The organism is Streptomyces sp. NPDC002795, assembly GCF_042888725.1.
In the GTDB taxonomy this organism is placed as follows: domain Bacteria; phylum Actinomycetota; class Actinomycetes; order Streptomycetales; family Streptomycetaceae; genus Streptomyces.
In genome coordinates, this window is record NZ_JBIAQB010000003.1 from 465,626 (window position 1) to 488,064 (window position 22,439).

The window sequence follows — 22,439 nt, forward strand, 5'->3', positions numbered from 1 at the left end:
GCGGCGGCCCGACGTGGCGCGGATCTCTTATGCAACTTGTTGCAAAACCGGTGCGGTGTCCTCTACAACTGACTCGACCGTTCACCGCCGCACGGAGGGCCCCATGAGCCGCTATCCGCACCTGCTCGCCCCGCTCGACCTCGGTTTCACGACGCTCCCCAACCGCGTTCTGATGGGCTCGATGCACGTGGGCCTGGAGGAGGCGCCGAACGGGTTCGCGCGCATGGCCGAGTTCTACGCCACCCGCGCCCGCGGCGGCGTCGGCCTCATGGTCACCGGCGGCATCGCGCCCAACGCCGAAGGCTGCTCCTTCGACGGCGGCGCCAAGATGACCGACGAGGCGGAGGCCGCACAGCACCGCGAGGTCACCGACGCCGTGCACGCGGCGGGCGGCAGGATCGCCATGCAGATCCTGCACTTCGGCCGGTACGCGCACCACGCGGGCCTCGTCGCGCCGAGCGCCGTGCAGGCGCCGATCAGCGCCCACGTCCCGCGCGCCCTCACCGACGAAGAGGTCGAGCGGACCATCGAGGACTACGCGCGCGCCGCCGAGCTCGCCCAGTCCGCCGGGTACGACGGCGTCGAGGTCATGGGCTCCGAGGGCTACCTCATCAACGAGTTCATCGTCTCCGCCACCAACCACCGCGAGGACCGCTGGGGCGGCTCCTACGAGAACCGGATCCGGTTCGCCGTCGAGATCGTGCGCCGCGTGCGCGAGCGGGTCGGCCCCGACTTCATCCTCATCTACCGCCTGTCCATGCTGGACCTGGTCCCCGGCGGCTCGACCCTCGACGAGGTCGTGCACCTCGCCAAGGAGATCGAGGCGGCAGGCGCCACCATCATCAACACCGGCATCGGCTGGCACGAGGCCCGCATCCCCACCATCGCCACGTCCGTGCCGCGCGGCGCGTACACCTTCGTCACCAAGAAGGTCATGGGCGAGGTGAACGTCCCGCTGGTGACCACCAACCGCATCAACACCCCGGAACTCGCCGAGGAGTTGCTCGCCGACGGCGCCGCCGACATGGTCTCCATGGCGCGCCCGATGCTCGCCGACCCGGAGTTCGTGAACAAGGCCGCCGCCGACCGCTCCGACACCATCAACACCTGCATCGGCTGCAACCAGGCCTGCCTCGACCACATCTTCAGCCTCCAGATCACCTCCTGCCTGGTGAACCCGCGCGCCTGCCACGAGACCGAACTGGTCCTCTCCCCGACCAGGATCCGCAAGCGCGTCGCCGTCGTCGGCGCGGGCCCCGCCGGACTCGCCTGCGCCGTCAGCGCCGCCGAGCGCGGCCACGAGGTGACCCTGTTCGACGCCGCCGCCGAGATCGGCGGGCAGCTCAACGTCGCCCGCCAGGTCCCCGGCAAGGAGGAGTTCGACGAGACGCTGCGCTACTTCCGTACACAGCTCGAACTGCACGCTGTGAACGTCAAGTTGGAGACCCGCGTCGTCGCCGACGACCTCGACTCCTACGACGAGGTCGTCGTCGCCACCGGCGTCACGCCGCGCACCCCCGCCATCGACGGCGTCGACCACCCCAGCGTCGTCAGCTACCTCGACGTCCTGCGCGGCGGCGCGCCCGTCGGCGACCGCGTCGCCGTCATCGGCGCCGGCGGCATCGGCTTCGACGTCGCCGAGTACCTCACGGACGGCGGCGAGAAGGCGAGCCTCGACCCGGCCACGTACTTCCGGCAGTGGGGCGTCGACATGGACTACGCCGACCGCGGCGGCCTCACCAGGCCCGAGCGGCCCACCCCGCCCCGCCAGGTGCACCTCGTCCAGCGCAAGGCCACCAAGGTCGGCGCGGGCCTCGGCAAGACGACCGGCTGGATCCACCGCACCGAACTGCGCCACCGCGGCGTCACCATGGTCGCGGGCGCCACGTACGACCTGATCGACGACGCGGGCCTGCACATCACTGTCGAGGGCGAGCAGTCCCTCATCCCCGTCGACACCGTCGTCCTGTGCGCCGGCCAGGAACCCCACCGCTCGCTGTACGACGACCTGGTGGCCGCCGGACGTACCCCGCACCTGATCGGCGGTGCCGACCTCGCGGCCGAGCTCGACGCCAAGCGCGCCATCAAGCAGGGCACCGAGGTCGCCGCGGCGCTGTAGAGACCGGGGAGTCACGTGACCGGGCCCGCCGGACACGTGACTCCCCTTCCACCGACGGGAACTCACCTACCCTTACGACATGTCACTCCCGCACGCGATCCTCACGGCGCTCCTGGAGAAGCCGTCGTCGGGCCTCGAACTGACCCGCAGGTTCGACAAGTCCATCGGCTACTTCTGGTCGGCCACGCACCAGCAGATCTACCGTGAGCTCGGCAAACTCGAACGCGAGGGACTGATCCGCGCGCTGCCCACCGAGACACCCGCGCGCGGCCAGAAGAAGGAGTACGAGGTCCTGCCGCGGGGCCGCGCCGAACTGGCCCGCTGGACCGCCGCCCCGCACGATCCCAAGCCGCTGCGCGACCCCCTGCCACTGCGCCTGCGCTCGGCCGCGGTCGTCGGCACCGAGGGCATCGCCGAGGACCTGCACCGCCATCTCGCCCTGCACCGCGAGCAGTTGACGACGTATCAGGACATCGAGAAGCGGGACTTCCCGCCGGAGAAGAACAGTGAGGCGGACCGTCTCCAGCACGCCGTGCTGCGCGCGGGCATCGACCTCGAACGGTTCTGGGTGGACTGGCTGGAGCGGACCCTGACGGAGCTGGACTGAGCCGGCCCGCGCCTCAGTTCCCCGTGGTCACGGTCCGCTCCGCCGAGAAGGCACCCCACGTCCCGTCCGGCAACTGCGCCCGCAGCTTCACCCGGTGCTTCACGTGCGGCTTCTTGCCGATGTAGAAGCTGTACGCCGACGAGTCGGCCGGCGCGCTCTCGCCCCACATCACCGTCGTCGCCTCCCGGCCGTCCAGGAACACCTGGTACGCGGGGACCTCGCCGCCGGTCCTCGGCGGCGTCCACGCCAGGTCGATGTAGTACGCGCCCTTCGTGCGCCGTGTCGACGCCTCGAACTCCGAAGGGGCGGTACCGGGCCCCTCCCCGCCCTTGCCCCGCGCGGTCGTCAGGCGCAGCGTCCCGCTCGCGGCCGAGGTGTTGTCGGCGGCGTCCCGGGCCCGCACGCTGAACGCGTACGCGGTACCGGGACGCAGCCCGGTGACCAGCGCCCGCGTCTCCTTGCCGCCGACGCTGTGGATCTTCGTGGCGCCCTGATAGATGTCGTACGAGGCGACGCCCCGGTCGTCCGTCGCCTTCCGCCAGGCCAGCGACACGGCCCGGCCCCCGTCCGCCTCCCCGCGCAGCCCGGACGGCCGGCTCGGGGCCGCGCGGTCCTCCTTGACGGAGGCCGGGGTGGTGACGGTGACGCGGGTACTGGCGGGCCCCAGGGAGCCGTCCGTGCCGCGGGCGCGCACCGTGAACACGTAGCGGGACGTGGGGGAGAGCCCGGTGACATCCACCATGTGCCGCGCCGCGGGCAGCCGCTTCACGCGCTTGGCGCCGCGGTACACCTCGTACCCCTTGACCTCCGCCGTGCTCGCGGGGCGGTTCCACATGACGTGTACGGAGGTGGCGCTCCCGGCCTGCGCGGTGACCCCGGCGGGCGCCGACAGGGCGGGCCCTTCGGCCTTCGCGCCGTCGGAGAGGAGACCGCAGGAGGCGAGCGAGGTCACGAGCGCGGCGGCGCAGGCCGCGCGGGCGAGCAGGGCGCATGGGGGGAGGCGTCGCACGGAGGGCCTTCCGTTCGAGCGGATTGGTACAGACCTGTATGGCACGAGAGGCGGGCATTCCTCAAGTGGTTCACGCCAACAGGTCTGTACCAAACGCTCGTTGGAGGCCTTCTGGCCATGGCCCCCGCGCCCTCATTCCTTCCGGTACGTGTACGCCTCCGAGGCCGCCGCGGCGACCGCGTCCAGGTCCGCCCCGGTGGAGGCGGTGACGACCGCGGCGATCGCGCCCTCCACGAAGGGGGCGTCCACCAGCCGTGTGGCGTCCGGGAGTTCATCACCCTCGGCCAGCAGCGCCTTCACCGTAAGGACGGCGCTGCCGAGATCGACGAGGACCGCGACACCCGCACCCCGGTCGACCTCGGCAGCGGCCGCGGAGATCAGGTCGGAGCTGGTGCCGAGGCCGCCGTCCTCCGTGCCGCCCGCAGCCGCGACGGGCGCGGTGTCACCGCCGCCGGACAGCCCGACCGCGAGCCGCGCCACGGACTCGGCGACGTCCTTGCTGTGCGAGACCAGCACGATGCCGACGGGCTTGCCGAGGGCGCTCACGACTCGGCCCCCGCCGCCTCGGCCAGCGCGGCGATCAGCAGCGCCGACGACGTCGCGCCCGGGTCCTGGTGCCCGATGCTGCGCTCACCCAGGTAACTCGCCCGCCCCTTGCGGGCCTGTAGCGGAATGGTGGCTTCGGCCCCGTGCTCGGCCGCCGACCGTGCCGCGGCGAAGTCCCCGTCGGCGAGCGCCTCCACCGCGGGCACGAGCGCGTCGAGCATCGTCTTGTCGCCGGGAGCGGCCCCGCCGAGCGCGGCGACGGCGTCGACCCCGGCCTTCAGTGCCGGCGCGAAGTCCGCCTCGCTCACCTCGCCCGCGTCGCCCAGTGCCTTGCCGGTGCGGCGCAGCAGCGTCCCGTACAGCGGCCCCGAAGCGCCGCCCACCGTCGAGATCAACTGACGCCCAGCCGTGGTGAGTACAGCCCCCGGAGTGTCCGGCGCGTCCTTGTCGAGGGTGGCGCGCACGGCGTTGAAGCCGCGCTGCAGATTGCTGCCGTGGTCCGCGTCGCCGATCGGCGAGTCGAGTTCGGTCAGCCGGTCGGCCTCGCGGTCCACGGCCGCGGCGGCCACCGTCAGCCAGCGCCGGAAGAAGTCGGCGTCGAGCACGTGATCTCCTTGCTGTTCAGCTTCGTTGACGTGGTATCGGCCCAGGGTGGGGCCGTCACATGCCCCAGCGCAGCCCGGCCGTGCTGACGGGCGCGTCCCACAGGCGCAGCAGCTCCTCGTCGGCCTGGCAGATCGTGACGGAGGCCCCGGCCATGTCGAGCGCGGTCACATAGTTCCCGACGAGCGTGCGGGCGACGGGCACACCACGCTCACCGAGCACCCGCTGCACCTCGGCGTTGAATCCGTAGAGCTCAAGCAGCGGGGTGGCACCCATCCCGTTGACAAGGACCAGCACGGGACTGCTCGGGTCGAGGTCCTCAAGCACGGCGTTCACGGAGAAGTCCGCGATCTCCCCTGACGTCATCATCGGACGCCGCTCCCGGCCCGGCTCGCCGTGGATGCCGATCCCCAACTCCAGCTCCCCGGACGGCAGATCGAAGGTGGGCGCGCCCTTGGCCGGCGTACTGCACGCGCTCAACGCGACACCGAAACTGCGCGCGTTCGCATTGACCTGCCGGGCGATCGCCTCGACGCGCTCCAGCGGCTGCCCCTCCTCGGCGGCGGCGCCGGCGATCTTCTCCACGAACAGGGTCGCCCCCGTGCCGCGCCGCCCCGCGGTGTACAGGCTGTCGGTGACGGCGACATCGTCATTGACGAGCACCTTCGCGACCTGGACACCCTCGTCCTCGGCGAGCTCGGCGGCCATGTCGAAGTTCAGCACGTCACCGGTGTAGTTCTTCACGATGAACAACACGCCGGCGCCACTGTCCACGGCGGCGGCGGCCCGCACCATCTGATCCGGCACGGGCGAGGTGAACACCTCACCGGGACAGGCCGCCGCGAGCATCCCGGGACCGACGAACCCACCGTGCAGCGGCTCGTGCCCGGACCCGCCCCCCGACACCAACGCCACCTTCCCTGCCACCGGCGCGTCCCGGCGCGCGATCACCCGGTTCTCGACGTCCACATTCAGCTCCGGATGGGCGGCGGCCATCCCGCGCAGGGCGTCGGCGACGACCGTCTCGGCTACGTTGATCAACATTTTCACTGGTACCTCCGAGTGGCGTGAGCAGGTGGCGCACCGACCTGCGTTTTGCCTGGTCAAGTTGTTGACGGGGTGTCAGGTACTTCGTGTCGAGGGTGCTACTCCATCGCCAGTATCGACGGAGAGGTCGTGTTGGGCACCTGTTGAGACCTGAACGATGTGACGTCGCGGTAGGGCGCGTGGCTGCGGGGGCGGGTGTTCGGCTGCTTGCTTCTGCTGTCGCTGCCGGATGCCCGTGCGCCGTGGGGTGTTGCCTCCGGGGTAGTGACGGAAGGGGAGTAAGCATGTCGGCGTGGTGGGGCCCGGAAACAAGGATGCTGTCTGCCCCGCCCGTAGCGCTGCACTTGCTGATGGGCGTCTCTGAGCCGGCGAGGGAGATCGCGTATTTGCCATGGAGAAGGGGTTCGGCAAGGGAGCACCCCCGCGTCGGCGGGGAGGACAGACCCGAAGCGGCGAGGAGGCCCATGCATGTCGCGGCCGTCGCGCGGGGGTCGCACGGCCGCTCGCCCAGGGCCATCAGGTTCACGTCGTTGTCGACCAGACCGGCGCGTCATAGTGCTCGCGCAGCCAGGACCGGACGCTGAAGCCGTCCCAGCCGGGCATGATCGACGGAGCGACCAGCCGCCCGGTGGCGAACGCCACTGGTCCCGGCACTGTACGCAACGTGCTGATCGAGACGAACCTCTCTCTGGTGCGGTACGCGGCCGCCAGGTTCAAGCACCGTGGGCCCGAGGAGATGGGTCGAGTTCACGTCGTTCGCCGTGCCCTACATCGTCACATCGGCGGTGAGATCAAGCGGTTCTTCCGTGACACGTCCTGGGCACTGCATGTGCCGCGCCGACTGCAGGAGGCGCGGGTCGAACTGTCCAAGGCGAGGGTGGGGTTGAGCACCAGACTGGGCCGCTCGCCCTTGACGGTGGAGCCGGCCGAGGCGCACAAGGCGTCCAACGGCTACGGCAGCGTCTCCCCGGACGCGGCGGTGAACGGGGCCGACGACGAGTACGACACGATGCTCGCCGCGTTCATCGGCGTGGACGAGGACCGCTTCGAACTCGTGGAGATCTTCCACTCCCTCGCCCCGCTGATCGTGGACCTGAACGAGCGGGACCGGCGCCTGATCCATCTCCGCTTCGTCGAGGAACGCACCCAGCAGGACATCGCCGACGAGCTCGGCTGCTCCCAGATGCGTGTGTCCCGCCTGATCTCGAAGGTGGTGGCCAGGCTCCGCGAGGGGCTGATGGCGACGGAGTAACGCCTCGCATGGGCTTCCCGTCGCCCGTGGTCATCGGTCCCGAACCGCGCTCACCGGCGGCGCAGCCGAGCGAGCCACCCTCGAGCCTGGGCCTGCCTGCGGGGGTCCGATGCGGTCCGGCGCGCCGTCGCGATCGCCCGCCTGCCCTGCGGGCTACGACTGAACCGCTTGATCCGGTCGAGAATGCCGGCCATGAATCCTCCAGGGTGTTTGTCGTTCGACAAGGGCAGCGATGCTGCGTCCTCGTTCTCCCCGCGCCTACCCGGCAAGCGGTACGGAACACCAAAGCGGGCACTCGGGAGTCGACATCGTCAACGAGGAACAGGACTTCACATGTTCGCATCGCCGCTGCCGTGCTGTTCTTCCTGGCTCTTCTGATCAACGCCGCCGACGTCCGGGAGCGGCCGGCCACGGGCTCGTGCGCCGGGTGATGACCCGCCCGTCCTGGTGCACGGTCACCTTGGGGACGTGTGCGAAGTCGTCGGTCCACAGCAGCAGTTTGCCGCGTGCGGGCGCGGGGTCGCCCGGCCGCAGGATCTGTGGGGCGATCCAGCGGAACGGTGCGTCGGCCAGCAGGCGCAGGCCTTGGGTCGGCTGTGGCCGGCCGTGGAGGTGGTGGATGACCTGGTCGGCGACGTGTTTGCCGTCGAGGGCCGCGGCGTCGGCGACGTCGACGGGGTGCACCAGGTTGCCTGCCGCGAAGACGCCGGGGCGGCTGGTGCGCAGGGCGGTGTCGGTGAGTGGGCCGAGTGTGGCCCGGTCGAGTTCGATGCCTGCGCTGCGGGCGAGTTCGTGGTCGGGGATCCAGTCGCCGGTGAACACGACGGTGTCGCACTCGACGGTGCGGCGCTTCCCGGTGTCGAGGTGTGCGATCTCGACGGCCTGGCAGCGCCCTTTGCCGATGACCCGGGTGACGCGGGTGCGGGTGGCGACGGGGACACGCAGGACGGTGCGCCCGGCGGCATTGAAGGCTCCGTACGACTCGGCCTTCGGGTACTGGCTGACCACCAGGGCAGGTGTGCAGCCGGCTTCGCGCAGGGTGACGGCCGCGGACCAGCTGACGAGTTCACCGCCGACGATCACGGCGCGCTTGCCCACCGGCCGGTGAGTTCGGCGTCATGGGTCCTGTCCCAGCCGCCACCAAGGACCTGACGGAGTCGTACTGGATGGGCGGGGGCGAGATTGGTCAGACGGCCCGCGGTGCCGGGGCCGGTGCGAGGGCGGTGGCAGGGTCGGGGGCCCAGCCGATCGCGTGGGCGGCGAGCAGGGCGGCGCCGGTCGCGGTGACCTCGGGTTCGGAGATGGGGGTCGCTTCGCGTTGGGTGACGGCCTGCTTGATGGCGACCCAGCCGGGGGAGCGGGACCAGCCGCCTGCGGTGAAGACCTGTGTGCCGGGTTCGGCGTAGGCACTGACGCGGTCGATGGCTTGGCCGCCGAGTTCGGCCAGCGCTCCAAGGACGGCTGATGCCCGGGACGCCGGGGAGGTGGGGGCGTCGGGGGTGTAGAGGGGGTGCTGTCCGCCGGCGGCGCCGGGGCGGAAGGTGCCGGAGGTGAGATATCCGTCGGGCTGCCGGTCGCCCCTGATGAGTTCGTCGAGGACGGTGGACAGGGCGGGGTCCTGTCGCGCCCACTTGATGTTGCGGTCGAGCTCTTCGACGCGCAGGACCGTGGTCCCGTCGTGGCGGATGCCGGCGGCGGAGTCGAGCCCGTTGGCCGGGCTGGGGGCAGGGCGACGGGACTGGGTGGTGACGACCTCGGCGGTGCCCATGGAGTCCAGTACCGCCCCTCCGTTCAGCAGGCCGACGCCCCAGCCGCCGACCGGATGGTCGTGGCCTCCCGCGACGACCGCGGCGTCGGGGGCCAGGACTCCGGCCTCGGCGAGGCGGGCGGAGTGCAGCGGGCCGATCACGGCACCGGTGCGGATCACCCGCGGCAGCAGGTCCGTCGTGCCGAGCGTCGCCACTACGCGGGGCGACATCCAGGTACGGGCCGTGGTGTGCCAGGCGGCGGTGCGGGCGGCGAGGGTCTCGCTGAGGAACGGGGTGCCGGCCCAGCGGGCGCCGGCGAAGTCGGTCAGGGCCAGCCAGCCGGTGGCGGTCTCGGTGCCGGGCTGGGTGCGGGCCCAGGTCCAGCCGACGACGGTACGGGCCGGGTCGGGTTCGACCCCCATGTCGTCGGCCGGGCCCAGTTGTGGGGCCAGGGTCTGGAAGATGTCCTGGCGGCGGGGGTCGAACCAGGCCAGGGCGGGAGTGAGGGGGCGCAGACCGGTGTCGGTCAGGACGCCGTCCTCACCGATGCCGGCGGCGCAGACCGCCCGCACGGCCAGCTGGTCGCCGCAGACCTCGAGGACCATGTCCTCGATCGCCTCGAACAGCTGGTCCGCGTCGACCGAGGGATTGTCGGCATTCCTCGGTGTCCGGCGCCGGACGCGGGCGACGACGTGTCCGTCCCGATCGAGCGCGACGACCTTGGTGTTGGTGCTGCCGATGTCGACGCCGAGGACCGTTGTCCGTCGTGTCGTCGTGGTTCCCACGTGTCGTCATCTCCCTCGATCGACGCTGGTGGTGGCTTCGCCCGGGGTGGGCTCAGGCTCAGTCCTCGAAGCTGACCTCACGGGTCAGGGCGCCGACCTCGGAGAGGACCTTGCCGGCCTCGTTCGGCTCGCGCTGCCAGATGTTACGTCCGACGATCACGCCGCGGGCACCGGCCCGGATGGTCTGGCCGACCGCGTCGACGGTCTCGGAGACGTCGCCGCTGAGCGGGCCGCCCGCGATGACCAGCGGAACCTGGAGCTCCTCGACCAGGCGCTTGGTGCGCTCCTCGCCCGGGAAGGCGATCTTGATGATGTGGGCGCCGAGGTCGTACGCGATGCGGGCGACCTTCTCCTCCTCGACGATGACCTCTTCGGTGCGCGGGGCGCCCATGATGACCGGCTCCAGGACGAGGGGGATGTCCCAGGCGTCGCAGGCGGTGACGACCTGGCCGACGCGGTGGCACATCGCGGCCTGCTCGGCGCGCGACATGTTCCACGGGAAGAGCATCTTCACGGCGTCGACGCCCATGCGGACGGCCTCTTCGACGGTGGTGATGAGCTGGTGCGAGCCGCCGCCGTCCAGGTTCGCCACGTCGTAGTAGGTGTCGATGGTCAGCACGCGCGAGAGGTGCGGGTTGGCCGCGAAGAACTTCTCGGTCTGCTTGACCTGGCCCGGCGTCATCATGAAGCCGGTGACGTCATCGGTCTTCGTCCACGTGGGGAAGGGCGCGGAGGGCGTCTCCAGACCCGCGATGCGGTTGAAGATCAGGCCGTGGTCGACGGGCATGATGATCGCCGCGCGGTCGCTGGGGAGGGTGCGGCGCATCCGGTATTCCATGGACATGACTGACTCATCCTTCCTTCGGTCGTTCACGCGCAGGCCGGAGGGATTCCGTCGGCGGACGACGCTGCCACTGCTTTGTACGTACAGACTGTACCGCCCGGACAGTATGCATTAACGTGGGTGACGTCAACACGACGAAGCAAGCCGTCAACAGGCAGCAGCTCAGCGGCCGGTGGCCGGCTGATCGAGCTGGTCAAGGGAGACAGCACGGTGAAACGACACTTCCTGAACCGTCCGGAAAACGCCGTCGAAGAGGCCCTGGAGGGATTCGCGCTCACGCATGCCGGGGCCGTCCGGTACGACAAGGAGGCGCAGCTGGTCACCCGGGCCGTGCCCGCCCGCGACAAGGTGGGCCTCGTCTCCGGCGGCGGCTCCGGGCACGAGCCGCTGCACGCCGGGTTCGTCGGGACGGGCATGCTCGATGTCGCCGTTCCCGGCGCCCTGTTCGCCAGCCCGACCGCGCTCCAGGTGCACGAGGGCACCGTCGCGGCGGACTCGGGGCGTGGCGTCGTGCAGATCGTGAAGAACTACACCGGCGACGTCCTCAACTTCCAGATCGCCCAGGAATTGGCGGGTGACCAGGCGGTCAAGACCGAGACGGTCCTGGTCGACGACGATCTGGCGACCGACACCGGTGACGACGCGGGCGGTCCCGGGCGGCGCGGCACGGCTGCCGTGCTGATGGTCGAGAAGATCTGCGGCGCCGCCGCCGAGGCGGGAGCCCCGCTGGCGGACGTCGGCGCGCTGGGCCGCCGGGTCGCAGCGCGAGCCCGCAGCCTCAGCCTCGCCCTCGAACCGGGCACTCACCCCGGCGAGAGCGAACCCTCCTTCACACTCCCGCCCGACGAGGTCGAACTCGGCGTCGGCATCCACGGTGAACGCGGCACCGGACGCATCCCGTTCACCACCGCCGACGAGCTCATCGCCCAACTCGTCGACCCGCTCACCGAGGCCCTCTCGCTGCGCTCGGGAGACGGTGTCATCGCGCTGGTCAACGGCCTCGGTGGCGCCTCCCAGTTGGAGCTGGACATCGCCGCCCGCGCCGTCCACCTCCGCCTCGCGGACCGCGGCATCACCGTCGCCCGCGCCCTCGTCGGCACGTACATCACCTCGCTGGACATGCACGGTGTGTCCGTGAGCCTGCTGCCCGCCGACGAAGACCTGTTGCCCCTGTGGGACGCCCCCGTGCGCACACCCGCCCTGACCTGGTGAAGGACCGCGCCATGACTGACACCACCACGCACGACGCCACTCTCGGTGCCGACTTCGGCCGGCTTTGGGTGACCGGCATGTTCGACGCGTTCCTCGACCGGACCGAGGCCCTGGGCGACCTCGACCGCCGCGCCGGCGACGGCGACTTCGGCAGCAACATCGCCTCCGCGCTCGGCCGCGCCCGCAAGAACGTCGAAACCACGTCCCCCCAGACGTGCGGCGACTGGCTGACCTGCGTCTCGCGCGGGTTCCTCGGTACCGGCGGCACCAGCGGCCCGCTGTTCGGGATGTTCTTCCGCGAACTCGCCCGCTGCACCGACGCCGACCGACCCACCCTGGCCGAATTCGCCGCCGGACTCGCCGCGGGCCTGGCCACCGTCCAGCACTACGGCAAGGCCGAGATCGGCCACAAGACCATGGTCGACGCCCTCGACCCCGCCGTCCGCGCCCTGCGAGAAGCGGCTCAGGCCGCGCCGGGCGAGGCCCTGGACGGCGCCGCGCAGGCCGCCATCGCGGGCGCCCGCTCCACCGCGAGCCTCGTCGCCAAGCGGGGCCGCGCCAGTTACGTCGGTGAAGTCGCCCGGGGAGTCCTCGACCCCGGTGCCGCCGCGGCCGCCATGATCCTGCAGGCCGCCGCGGCCGCGCAGCACGCGAGCGGCGGCGGCGATCTCACGATCGACCTCACGATCGACAGCGGCTGGCTCGACGACTGAGACGTACCCGGACAGCCGGAGCGGTGGGGGCACCCCGCCTCCCCTGCACACGGCCGCGATCGCCGGGCGCTCCTGCCCGTCCGGTGACCGCGGCCGACGCATGCCCGCCGTGCTCCACCGGCGGCGCGGGTCTGCCCGTGCGACGGGTACGTACAGTACGGACCAACCGACTACCATCGTCAGGATTGACCGCGACCAGCCCCTCGGACCCGGCAGGCCGACGGGCGGCAGGGCGCGCGACGGAGAGGGAGCACACGACGTGGCACAACCGGCAGCCATCGACCGCCAGGCAACCACGCCCTACTACCAGCAGTTGGGCGCCATCCTCGAACAGCGCCTGGCCGACGGCACGATCGAGGCCGGAACGCGGTTGCCCAGCGAACACGAACTGGGCACCGAGTTCGGGCTTTCGCGTGCCACTGTGCGCCAGGCGATGAACCTGCTGGAATCACGTGCGCTGGTCACCCGGATCACCGGACGTGGCGTCTATGCCACCGAGCCGAGCACCGACCAGGGCTGGGTCATCCAGGAGCGCGAGGGCTTCCTGGAGAACGCCATCGGGCACCAGAACCGTTCCGTCACCACGGAGGTCCTGCGCCACGGGCCGACCATCCTGCCGCCCTCGGTCTGCCGCGCGCTGAAGGTCCAGGAGAACACCGCCGGGTACGAGATGGTCCGGCTGCGCTCCCTCGACAACACCCCCGCGCTGTACAGCATCAACTACAGCCCGGCCGACCTGGTCCCCGCGATCGCCGGGATGACCGAAGTCCTCGAAGGGCGCGCCTCCTTCAGTGAGGCGCTGGATGCGGTCGGCTACCCGCTCGGCGGTGCACACCGGTCCATCCGCGCGGTGGCTCCCGCTCCCGAGGTCGCCAAGGCCCTCGACATCACCCCGACCACTCCCGCCCTCCACATCCGCTCGACCTCCTGGACCCCCCAGGGCAAGCGGTTCGACGTCTACGACACGTGGGTGCGCAGCGACGTCGTGCCGCTGGAGGTCAACGTCGACGCCACCGCCAAGTCCTGACGGCCGACCGCCACCGGAACTCCTCGACCGGCGGCGGCAGTTCACATGTCACTCGTGGGCGTGCGCCGGCTCTGCGGCGGGCGCCTTACGGTCGTGGCCGGCGGGGGAGTCGAGTGTGCGGCTGAGGACCGCGGCGACGAGGTAGAGCGCGACGAAGGTCCAGATGAGCGCGGTCATGTGGGCCGTTCCGCCGAGTACGCCGACCAGCGCGGGGCCGACGAAGGCGGACAGGCCCGCGGCGAGGCTGTAGACGGCCAGGGCGTTGGCGCTGTCGGCCGGGCGGACCAGGCTGGGCATGAGGGCGGTGAGCGGCACGAACCCCGCGAGGCCGAGACCGAAGACACCCCAGCACAGCAGCGTGACCCAGAAGTTGGGGCCGACGACCTGGGGCACGTAGTAGAGGAGCAGCATGCCGACCGCGCACAGTACGCAGCCGAACCAGGTCACGGTGCGCCGCCAGCCGAACCGGTCCCCGACGATGCCGAAGAGCAGGTTGGCGAAGATGTTGGCGGTGTAGACGCAGGTGACGAGGAGAAGATACGTGCCCTGCGAGAAGCCGATGGTGCGGGTGAAGTAGAGCGGGGCGACGACGAAGAGCGCGAAGTTTGGTGCGGTGTTGACCAGGCGGACGAAGGCGCCGACAGCGACGCGCCGGTCGCGCAGGATGGTGATGCCGCGAGCGAGTTCGCGCAGCGGAGACGTGGGTTCCTCGCGGATCGCGGGCCCGGCATGACGGAGATCGCGCACGCCGAACAGGGCGATCAGGGCGCCGAGGGCGACCAGGGCCGCCGAGATCCACAGGGTGCCGAACTCGCCGACCAGGGGAATGGCGGCGCTGGCGACCAGGGATCCGAGCGTGGGCAGGCCGGCACCGAAGACGAACCAGAACCAGCCTACGGACGTGCCGCGTTGGTACTCGGGAGTGGCCTGGGTGACCCACACCAGGAAGGCGTAGGCGAAGAACGGGTAGCCGATGCCCCGCAGCCCGTAGATGACCGTGACCAGGACGACGGAGTCGCTGGGAATGGCCCAGGCCAGCAGACATGCTTCGAGGACGATCCAGATGACGGCGCCGTAGCACATGACGCGGCGGGGGCCCAGGGCCGCGGACAGTGTGCCGGACAGCCAGGAGCCGATGGCGACGAAGATTCCGTAGACGCTGATCGCGGTGGCGGCATGGCCCGCGCTGAAGCCCTCGTCCTCCAGGAACGGTGAGAGGAAGTTGCTCTCCACCCCGTCGCCGATCATGAAGAGCAGGACGCCGAGGTATCCGAGCAGCAGGGGCGCCGGCAACCCGATCCGGTCCAACAGGCCGCCGGCCGATGGGTCTTGGGCTGGTGTTGTGGAAGAAGGCATGGCGATTCCTTCACCGTTGAAGGGTGCGGTCGTCGATCACGGCCGATGAGGCCCGGGGTGCGCACTGTTCGTGACGGCCGAGGGGGAGCCGCGTGCATGGGCGTGAGAACCGCACCGTGCTGTACGTACAGAACGTATCGGCCGGACGGTATGCAGTCATGGGGTCCCGCGTCAACGGGCGCATCCGCGGCGTCGGGGTCCGGTCCCGGGGTCGTGATTGCCTGAATCTCCAGGTGGGAGAGGTGCGCGGAGTCGGAGTGTCGTGGGTTCCGAAGGGGCCGCATTAATTTTGTACGTACAGTCAGTAAAGTATGGACAGATCTGTCTGGGCGGCCTACCTTGCTGGTGGTTCGCCGGTGCGGGATGACACCGACGGCCAGCCCGGCTGAGCGTTCTTGTTCAGCCCGAGCCGGCGAGAGGAAGCAAAGATGCGTGCGGTTGTCCTGGACGGACAGGGAACGGCCAAGGTCGAGGAGCTGCCCGACCCCGAACCCGGAGCGGATGGTCTGGTGATCGCCCCCGCCGCGGTCGGCATCTGCGGCACGGACCTGCACCTGGCCCACGGCGACTACCCCACGGGCCGGTTCCCCGTCGTGCCCGGCCACGAGTTCTCCGGAACCGTGGTGAAGGTCGGCCCCGGAGTACATGGCTTCGCGCCGGGCGACCGCGTATGCGTGGACCCCAACGTGGCCTGCGGTACCTGTGAGCAGTGCCGGGCCGGCGCGACCAACCTCTGCCCCGATCTTGTGCCCATCGGCGTCGGAGCCGACGGGGCCTGCGCCGAACTGGTCCGCGTCCCCGCGAAGGTCGTCTACCAGCTGCCCGACGGGATCGACTTCGCGACCGGCGCCCTGGTGGAGCCGCTGGCCTGCGTCCTGCACGCCGCCTCACGCATCCGCCCGATCAGGGACCAGCGGGTGCTCGTCTACGGAGCGGGGTCGATCGGGCTGCTCGCCGTCGCCTACGCCCGTGCGCAGGGAGCCTCGACGGTCGATGTCATCGAGCCCAGCGCCGTGCGCCGCGGAGCGGCCGTGGAGTTCGGTGCCGATACGGTGCACGCCCCCGGCGAGCGTCCCGCACGGCACGACGTCGACCTGGCCATCGAGGCCAGCGGCCACCCCACCGCGGTGAGCGACGCCCTGGACCGGCTGGCCAAGCGCGGCACCCTGCTGCAGATGGGCGTGGTCAGCCCGGAGTCCGCGATCAACCTGTTCCCCTACGACCTGTTCGACCGTGAACTGTCACTGGTCGGCTCGCAGTCACTGGCCACGGCTTTCCCCGACGCGGTACGCGCTGTACTCGACCTGCCCCGCCTGTCGGAGCGCATGGTCACACACACCTTCGGCCTCGAGGACTACGCGGACGCGCTCGAAGCGGCCCGCTCCGACACCGCCCGCAAGGTCCACATCCTCCCGCAGCGGTGACACCCCGCACCGCGTCGAACCGATTGGGGACACTGATGTCCGCATCCGCTCCATCGGCCCCGGCCGAGCCGGGACTGATCGACCGCCTCGGCCTGCCCCGCCCCCTGCTGTGGGGGTTCGTCGGCCTGCTGCTCTTCATGATCGGTGACGGGGTCGAGGCCGGCTACATCTCCCCCTACCTGCGCGACAACGGCGCGGACACCGCCACCGGCGCGGCCGTCATCATCACCGTCTACGGCGCGGTGGTCACCGCCGGATCCTGGCTGTCCGGAGCGTTGTCGGATGTGTGGGGGCCGCGCCGAGTCATGTGGCTGGGGCTTGCCATCTGGGGCAGCCTGGAGATCATCTTTCTCGCCGTGGCACTGCCCACCCAGAGCTACCCGCTGCTCCTTCTCTCCTACGGGCTGCGCGGCTTCGGCTATCCGTTCTTCGCCTACGGCTTCCTCGTCTGGGTGCTGGCCGGCAGCTCACCCCGCCGACTCGGCTCGGCCGTGGGCTGGTTCTACTTCGCCTTCACCGGAGGCCTGCCGACGCTGGGCTCCCTGCTGGCCAGCGGCAGCGAACCGCTCATCGGCGAATACGCCACGCTGTGGCTCTCCCTCGTGCTGGTGGTGGCCGGCGGCTTCCTCGCCCTGTTCGGGATCCGCAAGGCGGAGGGCGGCCAGCGGCTGGCTGCCCCTGGAGTGTCGGCGGGCCGTTCCATCGTCAACAGCGTCGCCATCATCTTCTCTCAGCCGAGGATCGCGATCGGCTGTCTGGTGAGGGTCGCGAACACGGCCCCACAGTTCGGATTCCTGGTCTTTCTGCCCAGCGTCTTCGCCGACGACGTGGGATTCGGCACCGCAGGCTGGCTGCAACTGGTGTTCATCCTGGGCGCGGCGAACATCTTCGCCAACCTGTTCTTCGGGATGCTCAGCGACCGGCTCGGCTGGCACCGCACACTGCGCTGGTTCGGCTGCGTGGCCTCGGCGGTCAGCTCCCTGTGCCTGTACTTCCTGCCCACCCATGTCAGCGGGCAGTACTGGGTGGCGGTGGTGTGTGCGGCCCTGTTCGGCATCACGCTGGCCGGGTTCACCCCGATCTCGGTACTGATGTCACTCATGGCACCGGGCCAGAAGGGCAACGCCATCGCCGTACTCAACCTGGGCGCTGGCGCAGCCACGTTCGTCGGCCCCCTGATCGTGGCCGTGTTCCTGGGTCCGCTGGGCCCCGGGGGTGTCACCATCGTCTTCGCCGGCCTGTACGTACTGGCCGCGGTGGCGGTGCGCTGGTTGACGATCCCGGACGAGGCCCAGCAGGCCGTGGCCGAGGACAAGCCCCTTGTGGAGCTCACCGACCCGGCTTCCTGACGGCCCCCGGGCCTTCAGGCGGTGTGGTGTGTTTCAGATGTGCGGAGCAAAGACGACTCCCGCACGTGCAGTTCCACGTCGAACTGCACGTGTGCGGCCTCTGTGCGACCGTCGAGGCGCTCGCGGACGAGCCGGGCGCCTCGCTGGCCCATGGCCCGGCCCGGCGGGCTCGGCTTGCGCGGCTGGGTAGGTCGACGCGAGGGGTGCCTTGCGGTGGCCCTTTGTGGAGACAGATACCTCATGTCGTGCTCGACGGTTCTCTGGTCTGCAAAGTGGCCGTCTGGTACGGCGTGTCACCGTCGTGGCTCTGGACTCGGGTGCCGGGTTGTCGAGCGCGACACTTCAGCAGCGTCTGGTTGGTGGTCGGTGGCGAGGCTGGGCGGGGCTGACGCTGATTCAATGCTGATTTTGTCGAGGGGGGTGTCAGGTGATCCTTGTCGAGCGTGCTACTCCATCGCCAGCATCGACGGAGGGGCCGTCTTGAGCACCTGTTGCGGCCGGAACGGTGCGGCGTTGCGGTAGGTGTGTGGCCGCGGGGCCGTACCGCGCCACCGTCGAATCCGGCTCCGCCCCTCGTCTTCACCGACTGGAGGCAACTGCCCGCCACCACCGACGCATTGCAGGCCGCAGGCTGGACATGGCGCGGCGTCGCCGCGTGGCACAAGCCCGTTTCGAGCGAGCCGCGCAAGGACCGCGTTCACATCACCCAGAAGCCGGTCGAGGTCATGCAGGAACTGGTGAGGATCTGATCTGCCCATGCCGACATCGCTGATGAGCGGCTGTCGCAGACAATGCAACAAATGGGCGGTCAGGGGGACTTCGAACTCGTCGGGCCGGAAGAGTGAGAGCGTGGAGAAAACCACAGCGCTGAAGCGCAATAAGGGCTGTTGTTCCACCAGAGCAGTGGAACAACAGCCCTCCTTCGTATCCTGCGCCCGCTAGCGTCGGAAGGCGTCCTTCGCCTTCTGGGTCGACTGCTTCAGGTTCCCGGACATTTGGTCGGTCCGGCCTTCCCGCTGCATTCGCCGATTGCGGGTGGCCTCTCCGGCCCTGTGGGTGAACTTGCCCTTCATTGCCTGTGCCGTGTTCCTGATCGTTCGTCCGATGCTCATGGCCGTCCTCGTGTTGGTCCGCCGGGATGGCTCGCGCAGGTGATGGCGGTGTCAGCTCCCGCGGGAGTGGCAGAGAGGGGGCGCCGGGTTATCCGCGGCTGCGGCTGAACCGGCGTCCACGGCCGCTGCGGCTGCCGTTTCCGCGGCCGCGCCTGACGAAGCCGACGATCCAGACAACGAGCAACACGGCAGCGACGTACCAGAGGAGTTGAATGGTGAAGCCGAACCCGAAGATCACCAGGATCAGCAGAAGGAGAAGGAGCCAGAAGAGCATTGCCGGGCCTCCAGAACGCGCGGAGGGAGATCCTGGTATTCGCGGGGTCCGGGCGAAGCGGGAAGGGGAATGCGCGTCGCCCGAACGGTCCGGAGCGGCAAATCCCTACGCCGTGCTGTCAGTCAACGCCCAGGAACATCCCTTGTCAACGAGCCGATGTCCGAACGGAGTTCTGGACGGGCGGCCGGGGCCGCTGGGGTGAACGGAGTCTCGGCGGGGGCCTCGCCCGGCACCGCCGGCGGCAGGACCTTGTCCTCCCACCAGGACAAGCCCATTACGGTGCCGAGCAGAATGAAGGGGACGGGAAGGACAAGCGCGTACATGCGTATCGCCTGCTGTGGGAAAGCGTGCGATGGGTCCGGGCCGGTGGCCGCGGCAGCGCCCTGGAGGCCAGCCGCTGCCGTTCAGGCCCGACAGAGACCAAGTGGCCATCCATGAACATACGCGTCCACGTAGGACAGGCTCTTGAACCCTTGGACAGGACTACGCTGTGGAGTGAAGCCCCGGACCCGGCATCGATGCCATTCTCCCAGCGCTCGCCCATCTTCCCACTGGCTCTCGGCTTCGCCCGAGCGGGGAAGACGCCGTTGAGCAGGGACCCTCTTACTTCCGGAGGCCCGCCGTGATCCTCTTGTCCGCCGTCCTTGTCATGGTCCTGTTCGCCTTGGGCTTCCTCAATGCCCTGTGGTGGCTGGCTGCGGTCGTGCTGATCTTTGGGTACCTCCACTACGGCATGGGGGGCGCGCAAAGGCGGCACCGTGGCGGTGATTCCGAGTACGGGGAGTACCGGGACGATCGCGATCACGAGGCTCGCCTGGACCGCCGATACCGACGCCAGCGCCGAGGGCGCTGGATGCGCCAGGACCGCCGCGACCGACAACACCATGGATAGGCAGGCGTCATGAACCGGACGGTCAGGACACGGGAAGAGCGATGGGCGTTGAAAGCCGACGTGGTCTGGGGGAATGTCGAGCTGGCGCCGGCCATTGTCATGCTGCGGGCGGAGAACGACATGCTGCGGCGGGCGCTGGCCAGCCACGGGGTGATCGACCAGGCGCGCGGCATGGTGATGGCCCTGGCGCCGTGCTCCCGCGGTGAGGCCAGGAGTCTGCTGATGGATGTGGCACGGCAGTGCGACGTCAAACTCCGCGAGGTCGCCAACGCCTTGGTGGCCACGTCCGACGGAGACCCGTTGCCCGCCGAGCTGGGCCATGCGCTGCCCCTGGCGCTGCGGCGCCTTCACGCGGCAGCGCGCCGATCACGGCCCGCAACGCTCACATGCCAAAGACATCTTCAGAAGGACAGGCCATGATCCAGACAGCTGATGTCCGAGAGTGGCGCGAACGCGAAGTGGTGGACACCGAAGGGCACAAGATCGGCGTACTCGACGCGGTCTACGTGGACACCACCACCGACGAGCCCGCCATGGCCACCGTGCGGGCCGGGCTGCCGACCCAGCACCGGCTGTTCATTGTCCCGCTCGCCGAGGCGCCCGCAGGCCCGGCCATCTGAAGGTCTCCTACGCCACATCCCTGGTGAGCACGGCACCTACGATCGGCACGGACGACCTCCTGCCCGCCGCTGACCAGTTCGGCCCGGGCCACGCATGACTTGCGTTGCGAGGTACGCAGCATGCGTCGGGCGATCGCACCAGAAGTCGTCGAACTGCGGGCCACCAAGGAACAGTTCAATCGGCGGTCGTGTTCCAGCGAGCGGACTTGGCGCCTGCTGGTGGACATCTCGCAGCACCGCAACGTCAAACTCCGGGAGGTTGGCCGTGGGCGTGGCCTTGGTCGCTACGGCCGAGGGCGAGGCGCTCCCCGAAGCGCTGCGGCGCGAGCTGCGTCGTGTACTCCGACGACGCCTCCAAGCGAACCGACCGGGCGTGATGATCGACGGACTCAAGGGCGGCACCTGCTGCCGGTGACGGTGCTGTACGTGGCTGTTCCGCAGTGGTAGTCGACAAGCCTGTGTGTGTCGACGGCCGCCCGGCAACACATTCGGCAGAAGGTCCGGCAACGAACCATCCTTGCGGAATGAGCAACTCCCGTGCGTGGCACATGCCGTGAAGCGGCGGGCGTCGAGACGTACCTGAGGCGGACCCAACGCGGCAATCTTCTGCCAGGCGTCCCGTACGCCGCGCAACGAGACCAAGCTGCAACAGGCCGACCGCAACTACGGTGACCTGCTCCAAGAGTTGCCGCTTCGCCGCAATCGATACCCCGCGGCGTGCCGGGTACATCACCACGCTGCTGCTCGCGGTTCGCAGCGGCCCCGTTCAGCAAGCCGGCCGCGCTGCACCGCACGCTGTTCCGGCGCGGGGCCAAGTCCGTACGCCGCGCGGGTCGCGGCCCGGGCAGCGCGCTCACCGGCAGCGGACCCAGGCAGAGAAACACCGCGGCTCCCTCGGTGACGCCGAGCGCATCGAACTCCCGGTCCGGGGAACTCGGGGACGGCGGGCGCGGACCGCGCACCCACCGTTTGGGGAGGGCATCGTGACGTCATCTCAGGCACACGGGAAGCGAAGGACCGCAGGCGCCGCAACCCGGCGCTCCGCGGAGAACCAGACACTGTCCGCCGCGGGACGGGCGGGCTTTGCCGCGCGCGGCGTCGTCTACGTACTCATCGGCGCCCTGGCCGTACAGATGGCCGTGGGCAGCGGCGGGGAATCGGCGGACCGGCAGGGCGCGTTGTCGAAGATCGCGGAGCAGCCCTTCGGGGAGATCATGCTGTGGGCGCTGGTTGTGGGCTTCGGCTCCATGGCCCTGTGGCGAGCCTCCCGAGCGGTCCTGACCAGGGGCCCGGACCGGAAGGCCCCCTCCCGGCTCCTCGACGGTGGCCGGGCGCTGTTCTACGGCTTCATTTGCTGGGCCACCGCCACGTACGCTGCAGGCGGTGGGCAGGGTTCCAGCGGCAACGCGAAGTCGAAGGACTGGACCGCCTCCGTGCTGAAACTGGCCTACGGCCAAGTCCTGGTCGCCGCAGGGGGATGCCTCCTGATCGGCATCGGCGTGGTACTCGCGACACGGGCGGCCATGCGCAAGTTCTTGCGTCAGCTCGACACTGCCGCCATGAGCCCCGGCACGAACCAGATCGTCACCGGCCTCGGTGTGGTCGGGGGTGTGGCCCGCGGCATCGTGTTCGCCGCGGCCGGCATCTTCATACTGATAGCTGCCGTCCAGTTCGACGCGGACGAGGCCAAAGGCGTAGATGCCACGCTCCGCAGCTTCACCCAGACCCCGATCGGGCCGTGGCTGCTCGTCGCCGTCGCGATCGGACTGATCCTCTTCGGTGCCTTCTCTTTCGCCTCCGCGCGCTGGCGTCGCCTGTGAGACCTGACGCGCGAAGGGGGGATGGTCATGTGCCCACGGCCGGCAGTCGTGCCGGCTGGGCCCCGGTTACCAACGTGGAT

20 protein-coding genes and 3 pseudogenes are annotated in these 22,439 nt (G+C 70.0%); 12 read left to right on the top strand and 11 right to left on the bottom strand.

The window, feature by feature from the left end; all coding sequences use genetic code 11:
• Positions 1 to 103 precede the first annotated feature (103 nt).
• Together ACFYWS_RS11445 and ACFYWS_RS11450 are read left to right on the top strand one after the other, a co-directional pair.
• The gene (locus ACFYWS_RS11445; RefSeq protein ID WP_389273059.1) at positions 104 to 2,119 is read left to right on the top strand and encodes an FAD-dependent oxidoreductase; all 2,016 of its coding nucleotides are present in this window, start codon (positions 104 to 106) and stop codon (positions 2,117 to 2,119) included.
• A 79-nt stretch (positions 2,120 to 2,198) separates the two neighbouring features.
• The gene (locus ACFYWS_RS11450) at positions 2,199 to 2,726 is read left to right on the top strand and encodes a PadR family transcriptional regulator (protein ID WP_389273062.1); all 528 of its coding nucleotides are present in this window, start codon (positions 2,199 to 2,201) and stop codon (positions 2,724 to 2,726) included.
• Positions 2,727 to 2,739: 13 nt separating this feature from the next.
• Here the strand turns inward: ACFYWS_RS11450 and ACFYWS_RS11455 are convergent, their stop codons facing one another.
• From ACFYWS_RS11455 to ACFYWS_RS11475, 5 genes and pseudogenes are all read right to left on the bottom strand, one after another.
• Complete coding sequence (locus ACFYWS_RS11455) at positions 2,740 to 3,735, bottom strand: fibronectin type III domain-containing protein (protein WP_389273065.1); 996 nt, start codon at positions 3,733 to 3,735, stop codon at positions 2,740 to 2,742.
• Positions 3,736 to 3,867: 132 nt separating this feature from the next.
• Positions 3,868 to 4,281, bottom strand: a complete 414-nt coding sequence (gene dhaM, locus ACFYWS_RS11460) for a dihydroxyacetone kinase phosphoryl donor subunit DhaM (protein WP_389273069.1) — start codon at positions 4,279 to 4,281, stop codon at positions 3,868 to 3,870.
• A complete protein-coding gene (gene dhaL, locus ACFYWS_RS11465; RefSeq protein ID WP_389273072.1) occupies positions 4,278 to 4,886 on the bottom strand; it encodes a dihydroxyacetone kinase subunit DhaL in 609 nt (202 codons plus the stop codon). The genes dhaM and dhaL (ACFYWS_RS11465) overlap by 4 nt, the downstream gene beginning before the upstream one ends.
• 55 nt (positions 4,887 to 4,941) lie before the next feature.
• Entirely contained in the window at positions 4,942 to 5,934 is a 993-nt protein-coding gene (gene dhaK, locus ACFYWS_RS11470) for a dihydroxyacetone kinase subunit DhaK (RefSeq protein WP_389273075.1), read from the bottom strand.
• Between the two features lie 496 nt (positions 5,935 to 6,430).
• A pseudogene (locus ACFYWS_RS11475) lies at positions 6,431 to 6,585 on the bottom strand (sugar kinase); the annotation flags it as partial.
• Positions 6,586 to 6,595: 10 nt separating this feature from the next.
• Here ACFYWS_RS11475 and ACFYWS_RS11480 point away from each other — a divergent pair.
• Complete coding sequence (locus tag ACFYWS_RS11480; RefSeq protein WP_389273078.1) at positions 6,596 to 7,183, top strand: sigma-70 family RNA polymerase sigma factor; 588 nt, start codon at positions 6,596 to 6,598, stop codon at positions 7,181 to 7,183.
• A gap of 378 nt (positions 7,184 to 7,561) precedes the next feature.
• On the opposite strand, the gene ACFYWS_RS11485 is transcribed toward ACFYWS_RS11480, so the two are convergent.
• The 3 genes from ACFYWS_RS11485 to ACFYWS_RS11495 all read right to left on the bottom strand — a co-directional run bounded on the left by ACFYWS_RS11485 (position 7,562) and on the right by ACFYWS_RS11495 (position 10,560).
• Entirely contained in the window at positions 7,562 to 8,281 is a 720-nt protein-coding gene (locus ACFYWS_RS11485) for an NAD(P)/FAD-dependent oxidoreductase (protein ID WP_389273081.1), read from the bottom strand.
• A gap of 88 nt (positions 8,282 to 8,369) precedes the next feature.
• The gene (locus ACFYWS_RS11490) at positions 8,370 to 9,716 is read right to left on the bottom strand and encodes an L-fuculokinase (protein ID WP_389273084.1); all 1,347 of its coding nucleotides are present in this window, start codon (positions 9,714 to 9,716) and stop codon (positions 8,370 to 8,372) included.
• Between the two features lie 58 nt (positions 9,717 to 9,774).
• Positions 9,775 to 10,560, bottom strand: coding sequence for a class I fructose-bisphosphate aldolase (locus ACFYWS_RS11495; protein ID WP_389273087.1), 786 nt, complete (start codon positions 10,558 to 10,560; stop codon positions 9,775 to 9,777).
• 210 nt (positions 10,561 to 10,770) lie between these two features.
• Here ACFYWS_RS11495 and ACFYWS_RS11500 point away from each other — a divergent pair, with 210 nt between their 5' ends.
• The 3 genes from ACFYWS_RS11500 (at position 10,771) to ACFYWS_RS11510 (ending at position 13,512) form a co-directional block, all read left to right on the top strand.
• On the top strand, positions 10,771 to 11,772 hold the full coding sequence (locus ACFYWS_RS11500) for a dihydroxyacetone kinase subunit DhaK (RefSeq protein ID WP_389273090.1): 1,002 nt from the start codon (positions 10,771 to 10,773) through the stop codon (positions 11,770 to 11,772).
• An 11-nt stretch (positions 11,773 to 11,783) separates the two neighbouring features.
• Positions 11,784 to 12,485 (top strand): dihydroxyacetone kinase subunit DhaL, encoded by a 702-nt coding sequence (gene dhaL, locus ACFYWS_RS11505; RefSeq protein WP_389273093.1) that lies wholly within the window; start codon positions 11,784 to 11,786, stop codon positions 12,483 to 12,485.
• A 259-nt stretch (positions 12,486 to 12,744) separates the two neighbouring features.
• A complete protein-coding gene (locus ACFYWS_RS11510; RefSeq protein WP_389273096.1) occupies positions 12,745 to 13,512 on the top strand; it encodes a GntR family transcriptional regulator in 768 nt (255 codons plus the stop codon).
• Between the two features lie 48 nt (positions 13,513 to 13,560).
• On the opposite strand, the gene ACFYWS_RS11515 is transcribed toward ACFYWS_RS11510, so the two are convergent.
• Positions 13,561 to 14,868 carry an MFS transporter gene (locus ACFYWS_RS11515; protein WP_389273099.1) on the bottom strand — a complete coding sequence of 436 codons (1,308 nt, stop codon included), beginning with the start codon at positions 14,866 to 14,868 and terminating at the stop codon, positions 13,561 to 13,563.
• Positions 14,869 to 15,296: 428 nt separating this feature from the next.
• On the opposite strand from ACFYWS_RS11515, the gene ACFYWS_RS11520 reads away from it, so the two are divergent.
• The 3 genes and pseudogenes from ACFYWS_RS11520 to ACFYWS_RS11530 all read left to right on the top strand — a co-directional run.
• Positions 15,297 to 16,292 carry an alcohol dehydrogenase catalytic domain-containing protein gene (locus tag ACFYWS_RS11520; RefSeq protein ID WP_389273102.1) on the top strand — a complete coding sequence of 332 codons (996 nt, stop codon included), beginning with the start codon at positions 15,297 to 15,299 and terminating at the stop codon, positions 16,290 to 16,292.
• Positions 16,293 to 16,327: 35 nt separating this feature from the next.
• On the top strand, positions 16,328 to 17,641 hold the full coding sequence (locus ACFYWS_RS11525; protein WP_389273105.1) for an MFS transporter: 1,314 nt from the start codon (positions 16,328 to 16,330) through the stop codon (positions 17,639 to 17,641).
• A gap of 572 nt (positions 17,642 to 18,213) precedes the next feature.
• Positions 18,214 to 18,387, top strand: a pseudogene (locus ACFYWS_RS11530) (site-specific DNA-methyltransferase); the annotation flags it as partial.
• Between the two features lie 192 nt (positions 18,388 to 18,579).
• Here ACFYWS_RS11530 and ACFYWS_RS11535 read toward each other — a convergent pair.
• Positions 18,580 to 18,753, bottom strand: a complete 174-nt coding sequence (locus tag ACFYWS_RS11535) for a CsbD family protein (RefSeq protein ID WP_389273108.1) — start codon at positions 18,751 to 18,753, stop codon at positions 18,580 to 18,582.
• Positions 18,754 to 18,841: 88 nt separating this feature from the next.
• Entirely contained in the window at positions 18,842 to 19,027 is a 186-nt protein-coding gene (locus ACFYWS_RS11540; protein ID WP_389273111.1) for a hydrophobic protein, read from the bottom strand.
• 901 nt (positions 19,028 to 19,928) lie between these two features.
• On the opposite strand from ACFYWS_RS11540, the gene ACFYWS_RS11545 reads away from it, so the two are divergent.
• The 3 genes and pseudogenes from ACFYWS_RS11545 (at position 19,929) to ACFYWS_RS11555 (ending at position 22,359) form a co-directional block, all read left to right on the top strand.
• Positions 19,929 to 20,339, top strand: coding sequence for an ANTAR domain-containing protein (locus ACFYWS_RS11545; protein ID WP_389273114.1), 411 nt, complete (start codon positions 19,929 to 19,931; stop codon positions 20,337 to 20,339).
• Positions 20,336 to 20,616: pseudogene (locus ACFYWS_RS11550) on the top strand (PRC-barrel domain-containing protein); the annotation flags it as partial. The gene ACFYWS_RS11545 and the pseudogene ACFYWS_RS11550, both read left to right, overlap by 4 nt.
• Before the next feature lie 906 nt (positions 20,617 to 21,522).
• Positions 21,523 to 22,359: a DUF1206 domain-containing protein gene (locus ACFYWS_RS11555; protein ID WP_389273118.1), complete on the top strand. Its 837-nt coding sequence runs from the start codon at positions 21,523 to 21,525 to the stop codon at positions 22,357 to 22,359.
• Positions 22,360 to 22,439 lie beyond the last annotated feature (80 nt).